This is a genomic window from Mycobacterium sp. (assembly GCF_025965855.1).
GTDB lineage: Bacteria > Actinomycetota > Actinomycetes > Mycobacteriales > Mycobacteriaceae > Mycobacterium.
Map to the genome: position 1 here is coordinate 1 of NZ_JAOPWB010000234.1, position 6472 is coordinate 6472.

At 66.5% G+C, this 6472-nt stretch carries 3 protein-coding genes; all 3 read left to right on the top strand.

The features are described 5' to 3' along the window. Positions 1 to 1983 (top strand): LuxR family transcriptional regulator (locus JWP83_RS19910; protein ID WP_297733523.1); only part of this gene is annotated, 1983 nt, incomplete at its 5' end. 267 nt (positions 1984 to 2250) lie between these two features. Further along, positions 2251 to 3714, top strand: a complete 1464-nt coding sequence (locus tag JWP83_RS19915; RefSeq protein WP_297733526.1) for a helix-turn-helix domain-containing protein — start codon at positions 2251 to 2253, stop codon at positions 3712 to 3714. 624 nt (positions 3715 to 4338) lie between these two features. Continuing rightward, positions 4339 to 6472: AAA family ATPase (locus JWP83_RS19920; RefSeq protein WP_297733529.1), on the top strand; the 2134-nt coding region annotated here is incomplete at its 3' end.

Below are 6472 nucleotides of genomic sequence, written 5' to 3' on the forward strand. Positions count from 1 at the left end.
GACCACCTCTCCGACGGTGCCGGCGAGGTGGTGCGGGTGGCCGCGGTGCTGCCGGACCGGTTCTCGGCCGGGCTGTTGGCCGCGATGCTGGACCGCCAGCCGGCGTCGTTGATGTCGGCTATCCAAGACGCGGTGCGCGCGGATCTGCTCGTCGAAGACGGTGACCAGCTGAGGTTTCGGCACGACTTGCTGCGCGAGACCACTCGACAGTCCTTACCGCAGTCGCTGCGGCGCGCCATGGAGCGCCAATCGGCGTCGGTCATGCTGAGGCTGGGCGCGGCCCCGGCTGCGGTGGCCACGCAGCTGGCGCGCAGCGCCGAGCCCGGAGACAGCGAGGCGATCAGCGCGCTGCGGCAGGCCGCTCAATCGGTTGGCCACAGTGATGCGAGTGCGGCCGCGGATTTGAGCACGCGCGCGTTGGAGCTGTTGGCGGCCGACGACCCTGAACACGGGGTACTGGTCGCGGAAACGGTGGGGTTGCTCAATCGGGCCAGCCGCTACGTGGAGGCCGAAGAGTTGGCCGTTGCGGCGCTCTCGGAGGCGGCGTCTCCCCAACAGGAGGCCGAGATCCGTCTGCGCCTCCCGACGCTCAATAAGCACAGCACGCAGCGGCGCGTCGAGGAGAATCGTCGAGCGCTGCAGTTGGGCGACATCAGCGAGATCACCCGGGCACGGCATCTAGCGTGGCTGGCCTACAACTTGGCGTTGCAGGGCCAACGTGGGGAACGGCGCGCGGCAGCCGAGGAGGCTGCCGCCGCCGCGGCGTCGACCGGTGATCTCGAGGCCGCGATCCTGGCCGATGTCACCCTCGCTTTGCTCGACTGTGGCGACGGGTATGCGGGCCGCGCCCTACGGCACCTCGAGGAGCTTTGTGCGCTCGCCCGCACCAGTGAAGCGACCGCAGCCCATGACTTGGCCGCAAACCACTACGCGATCCTGCTGGCGGTTGTCGGCCGGTTGGACGACGCTGCGGCCCAGATCGCCAATGGAACAGAGCAAGCCGGCCGAGAACGCAACGCAATGGGCCTAGATATGTGGGCGTCGATTGACGGGGTTGTCCAGCTGGCGGCGGGCCGGTTGTCTGCTGCGCGCGATGCGACCGAATCCCTGCCGCGCCCACAACGGACAGGCGTGTCCGAGCCGGACATGATCCGCATGGTGATTCTGGCCGAGGTGGCGGTGCGCACCGATGACCGAAACTTGTTGCAGCAGATGGTTAATGACGCGCGCGACGCCTACTCCGCTGGCTCATCTGTGGTACGTAGGGGAACAGCGCATTTGCTGGCGCTGGCGGCGTGGCAGCGCGACGACGTCCATGACGCGATGCGCTGGCTCGGCGGTACCACCCTGTTCGAGTCACCACTCTGGCCCCAGGTCCTAGATCAGGTGATCTTGGGTGCGCGGGTGGCGTCGGCCGCCGGCGATGCCGGCTTGCGCGCACGTGTCCTGCAGGCCACCGACCTGCTCGAGCGTGAGCGGCCGGCGATCCCGCTGTTCACCGGGGTCGCCAGGCATGCCCACGGGATACTCGAACGTGATGCCCAGGCACTGGTGGCTGCCGCGGACGTGCTTCACTCGTCGTCGCGGCCGCTTCTCTACGCCGCGGCCGCCGAGGACGCCGGCGCTGAACTCGCACGCGCCGACCACCCTGACACGGCGGTCCATCAGCTCAATGCCGCATTCGACACCTACGTGCACCACGAAGCGCTCGCCGATGCGCGCCGGGTGGGCCGCGAGTTGCGCCGGTTAGGTGTGGAACGTCGCATTGTCAGCCAGCCGCGGGCCAAGACCGGCTGGGACAGCCTCACCGACTCCGAGCTCACGGTCGTCAACCTGATCGCCCAGGGCGCGACCAACCGCTTCGTCGCCGAGCAGCTGCACCTTTCCCTCCATACGGTGAAAACGCATCTCCACAATGCGTTCGCCAAGCTGGGCATCAACACCCGCGCCCAATTGACGCAGCTCATGCGCGGGTCTGATTGACCAACCCGTCAAATACCGGGCCCGCCTAGCCCTACATCGATGCGGCGTTAAACATCAATCCTCGGCCGATGGTGCTGGGCTGCCCGCGCGGCGATCGTAGGAGTCGTCAACTAATTGCGTTCTCATTCGAACGACGGCCGAGGCTGGGCCAGACACCGCGCCGGTGAGCACACGAGGAAAAGAGCGAACGATGCTGAGTGCAGCGTATGGAGTGCTGGTGATGGTGCCGGTGGTGTTCGGTGTCGCTGGGTACGTGATGGTGTCCCGATGACCGCACACTCGCCTAGCTCGGTCACCGAATCAGCAAGTAGCACTATCGATCCCGACGCGCAGGCAAGACGCGCGAACGATGGCGAACTGTGCGCAGGGTTTCAATCTGACCTGACCATTGATGGGGATGCGGTGGATGGACTCTTCACCGCCGAGGAATTTGCTGCCGAATTCGACGAGAACCTGGACCAGGCCAAGCTGTATGCGAAGTATCGTCAGCTCGCCGCCGAACAGGCCGCGTTGCGCCGACTCGCCATGCTGGTCGCGCGCGGCGTTGAACCTTTGGAGGTTTTTGGCGCGGTGGCCGACGAGATGCGCCGATGTGTGCCTGCGGACACCGCCGGATTGTGGCGCTTCGAATCGGATCGCGAGATTACCATTGTGGCCGCCGCTGCCGATCCCGAGGCGCTCGCAAAATGGCCGGTGGGCACCCGAACTCCGGTGGAAGGCAACACCCTCGCGGCGCTGGTGCAACACAGCGGCCGGCCCGCACGGATCGACAGCTACGACAATTTTGCCGGGCCGATCGCTGCTCGCGTGCGCGCGGTGGGTGTGAGCGCGGCGGTGGGGGTGCCGATCATCGTTGATGGACGCATATGGGGCCTGGCGGCGGTCGGTTCCCTGCAACCCGGCCCCATGCCAGCCGACACCGAGGTCCACATCAGCCGCTTCGCCGAACTGATCGCTACCGCTGTGGTGGCCGGTTATCGCGACGAGCAGAAGCGGCAGCTACTCGCTGACACGCCACAACGTATGAATCTGGTTGACTCGCTTCTTGAGGGACGAGCGTTCGACGAGTGGAGTCTGCGGGACGTCGCCGGCTCCCTGCGGCTGCCGATCAATGGTCCTTTTGTGGTCGTCGCCGCGAAAACTCCGACTGCGGGCGATGAACCGCTACCCGAGGTCGAGTCGAAGCTGCGTAGCCTTGACATCTTTTCGGCGTGGCGGCTGCTGCCTGATGTGCAGGTCGGGATCGTGCACGTCAAATCCGACCAAAAACTCGACGTCGTTGTTGCCCTGATGTCTCGGACGACCACGGCGCGGGTGGGGGTCAGTGCGGCGTACGAGGATCTGCGCGATACGCCACAAGCCCTGCACGTGGCAAGAATGATGTTACGGGGCCCGACCGATTGCACCTCCTCAGTCGCTGTGTTCGACGGCTCCATCCTGGCCACCGCTGCCGTGAGCGCACCGAAGGTGATGGTCCAAACCGTCGGCGCCGCGTTGAACTGCTTCGGCGACCTTCCCGACGAGGACCGGGAGATGCTCTTCGAAACGTTCAGGGTGTGGCAGGACAATGATGCGTCCGTGGGCGGTGCGGCTGAGGTACTTTTTTGCCACCCGAACACCGTGCGCCACCGGTTGCGTCGGATCGAGAAACGTACCGGCCGATCCCTCTCGCGCCCGAGGGATGTCGTCGAACTGTGTTTGGCGTTCGAGGTACATCGTCGTCTGATGTAGCCGAAACCCATTGAGGCTGTGGATGAGCGGAAGGCCGCGACGATAACGATCTGTCCGGCAGGTGCCGGTTCGTCACAGTCATCACGCTCATCGTCTTAGCGACATGAGGCGGCCCTGAAGGTTGTTTTCGGCCATAGCGATAAGTGTCTCTTGCCACTCGACCACTGGCCCGCCGGCGTTCATCTCCTCGCTAAGTCGGTAGAGGTCTCCAAGGTCTAGGCGCAATTGGTGATGGTCGAACTCAGGACGCCGTTCATCGATCTGACCCAGAAAAGTCATCGTCCACAGACGAGGATGACGCGCGTCTTCGTTTCGCGCGGACTATGGCATGGCCGAGATTTGGCCCTAATCTTTCGGCCATGCAAGGCGACGAGGTGCATAACACGTGGCTGAAAGTGGCGATAGCGCTTCACGAGCGCACCGATGAACTGGCGGCTCTGCTTGCCGGCGTGACCACCCGCCGTTCGAGGTCGTCGCCGCTGGTGTTCCGGGGTCGGCGCCGAGGCGCTGCCCCAGATCGCGTGCGCGCCGAGCAGCATCGACGTGCATTCCGCGTGGATCGGCGGATGCGTACAATGACCTGCACTGCAGCGGCAGTCCAGCAAACGGTAGACAGGACACCCCGTGGGGCCTTCAACCGGCCTTAATGATCTCGGCGGCCAGCGGCTCGTAACTCCGCCGATTCGGGGGCGAGCGGGCGAGTTGAAGGTGATCGGCGCGCTGGTGGCGGCGCTGGTGGGCGGGCGCGGGGGTGTGCTGGTCATCGAGGGCCCGCCGGGCATCGGGAAGAGTCGGTTGTTGACCGAGATGATGGCGCTGGCCGACAAGTGCGGGGTGCGCACTTTGTTCGGTGAGGCGTTCGAGTATCAGCAGACGGTGCCGTTTTTCGCGCTGTTCATGGCCACCCTGCGCGCCGATCCCCCGGTGGGAGACGCCGACGCGCTGCGCCGGCTGGGCGGCTCGGCGGATCTGCGCTACTGGGTGGTGCACGATCTGGCCGACGCGATTCATGCGGCGGCTGCGGAAACCCCGCTGGCGATTGTGCTGGAGGACATCCACTGGGCCGATAACGGCACCCTGTTGGCGCTGCGCTCGCTGGCCACCGCGCGCCCGGATGTGGCGGTGCTGTGGATTTTGACCGCCCGCACCGGGGCCGGCGGGCCGGCGGTGCAGGACACCTTGTCGGTGCTGCAAAGCGCGGATGCCGCAGTTGTGCGGGTGACGGCGATGTCGCCGGGCGCGGTCGCCGATATGGTCGGCGACGCGGTGCGGGCCAACGCTGATGAGTCGCTGCTGAAGCTGGCCGCCAAGGCGCACGGAAATCCATTCCTGGTCAGTGAGCTGGTCGGGGGTCTGGGCGAGGAGGGCCGGCTCAACGTGAGCGCCGGGCGTGCGGTGGCCAGCGGCCAAGGGCTGCCGCGACGTCTGGGCGCAAGTATGCAGCAGCGACTCGACCACCTCTCCGACGGTGCCGGCGAGGTGGTGCGGGTGGCCGCGGTGCTGCCGGACCGGTTCTCGGCCGGGCTGTTGGCCGCGATGCTGGACCGCCAGCCGGCGTCGTTGATGTCGGCTATCCAGGAGGCGGTGCGCGCGGATCTGCTCGTCGAAGACGGTGAGCGGCTGAGGTTTCGGCACGACTTGTTGCGCGAGACCACCCGGCAGTCGTTGCCGCAGTCGCTGCGGCGTGCGATGGAGCGCCAGTCGGCGTCGGTGATGCTCAGTCTGGGCGCGGCCCCGGCTGAGGTGGCCACGCAGCTGGCGCGCAGCGCCGAGCCCGGAGACAGCGAGGCGATCAGCGCGCTGCGGCAGGCCGCTCAATCGGTTGGCCACAGCGATGCCAGCGCGGCCGCGGACTTGAGCACGCGCGCGTTGGAGCTGTTGCCCGCCGACGACCCTGAACACGGGTCGCTGGTCGCCGAAACGGTGGGGTTGCTGAACCGGGCCAGCCGCTATCACGAGGCCGAAGAGTTGGCCGTTGCGGCGCTCTCGGAGGCGGCGTCGCCCCAACAGGAGGCCGAGATCCGCCTGCGCCTCGCGACGAAGAATAAGCACACTACGCAGCGACGAGTGGAGGAGAATCGTCGAGCGCTGCGGCTGCTCAACGTCAGCGAGGTCACCCGGGCACGGCATCTGGGGTGGCTGGCCTACAACCTGATGTTTCAGAAGCGAGGTGGACAACAACGCGCGGCGGCCAACGAGGCTGCCGCCGCCGCGGCATCAACCGGTGATCTCGAGTCGAAAATCATGGCCAACCTCACCCTCGCTTTGCTCGACTGTGGCGACGGGTACGCGAGCCGCGCCCTACGCCAGCTCGAGGAGCTTTGCGCGCTCGCCCGCACCAGTGATGCGACCGCAGCCCATGAGTTGGCCGCAATGCACTACCCGATCCTACTGGCGGCGGTCGGCCGGTTGGACGACGCTGCGGCCCGGGTCGCCGACGGAACAGAGCAGGCCCGCCGGGAAGGCAACACGATGGCCCTCGCTATGTGGACCCTGTTTGACGGGGTTGTCCATCTCGCTGCGGGCCGGTTGTCTGCCGCGCGCGCCGCGACCGAATCCCTGCCGCCCCCACAGCCGACAGGCGCGACCGAGCTGGACATGATCCGCATGGTGATTCTGGGCGAGGTGGCCACGCGTACGGATGACCGAACGTTGTTGCAGCAGATGGTTAATGACGCACACGACGCCTACTCCACCGGCTCATCTGTGGTACGTCGGGGAGCGGCGCACGTGCTCGCGCTGGCGGCATGGCAGCGCG